Source organism: Brevundimonas sp. (genome assembly GCF_004210735.1).
Lineage (GTDB): Bacteria > Pseudomonadota > Alphaproteobacteria > Caulobacterales > Caulobacteraceae > Brevundimonas.
The window spans coordinates 1-1046 of record NZ_SDZL01000158.1 but is presented as its reverse complement, the minus strand read 5'-3'; the positions used below and the strand labels follow the sequence as shown (position 1 = coordinate 1046).

Here is a 1046-nt window from a genome sequence, read left to right as displayed (position 1 = left end):
CTCGGCCCCCGCGCTTTCCCCGGCCCGCGGCGCGCAGGCCGATGCGCCCAGGGCAATAGCTGCCGCCAGCGCGAACGCGCGGAATTGGCTCATTGGAAATCTCCTCCCCGGAGTCTTCGGCGTCTTTGCGGAGTCTGTGCTCCCGTTGCGGCAAGGGTAACGCCGCCCCACGGCGTTGCAAGGCGCGCCCGGTAACCCCAGCGTGAGTAAGAGGCTTATTCTGCGGCCAGCCGCTCGGTCTGGGCCGTCCGGCGGGCCTGCGAGGCCGCATGGCTCGCCAGCGCCCAGGTCAACAGCCGGTCCAGCCCGGTATGGAAGCCGCCCGGCCGCCAGCCCAGCTCCCGCTCGGCCTCGTGGGAATCCATCATCGGCCCGCCCGAAGCGACCAGCCCGTCGCCCTCGACTATCAGCAGGCTCGACCACAACTCGCCATCCGCCATCGGCGTCCGCTCGTCCAGCAAGGCGCAGACGCTTTCGGCAATGTCGATATCCCGGCGCTCGGCCCCGACCGACAGGTCGAACCGCGACTGCGCCGGCGCCACTTCCGCCGCCCGCAACAGGCCAGACGCCATGTCGCGGATCGGCAGCCAGTCGCGCACCGTCTCGCCGCCCATCTCCAGATGGAAGGGTCGCTGATTGACCAGCGACGACATCAGCCGAGCCATGAACGAGGATTGCGGCTGCCAAGGCCCGAACGCCTCGCCCGCAACACACGTCACCAGCGGCAGGTCATTCGCCCGCGCCCAGCGGTCGAGCAGGGCGGCAGCAGCCCCCCGCGCCGCCTGCGGCCGCGTCAGCTTCTCCGGCACATCGCTCTCGGCCCGCTCCGCATGCACGATGCGGAACCGGTCGCGCTTCTCGTCATCGAGCCGCTCGTAATACTGGCGCGACGCTTCCAGCACGCCGAAAGCCCCGCCGATCTCGGCATCGACCATCGCTTCGGGATCATCATCGCTGGTGGCCGCCAGATGGATCACAACTTCAGGCGCAAACTCGCGCATGATCGCGCGGATCATCGCGCGGTCGGTCACATCGGCTTCGAGGCG

General features: G+C 69.4%; 1 protein-coding gene. It reads right to left on the bottom strand.

Going from position 1 to position 1046, the window contains the following annotated elements:
- Nucleotides 1-215: 215 nt before the first annotated feature.
- On the bottom strand, nucleotides 216-1046 hold an 831-nt coding region (locus EON91_RS14585), incomplete at its 5' end, for an NAD-dependent epimerase/dehydratase family protein (RefSeq protein WP_292096155.1).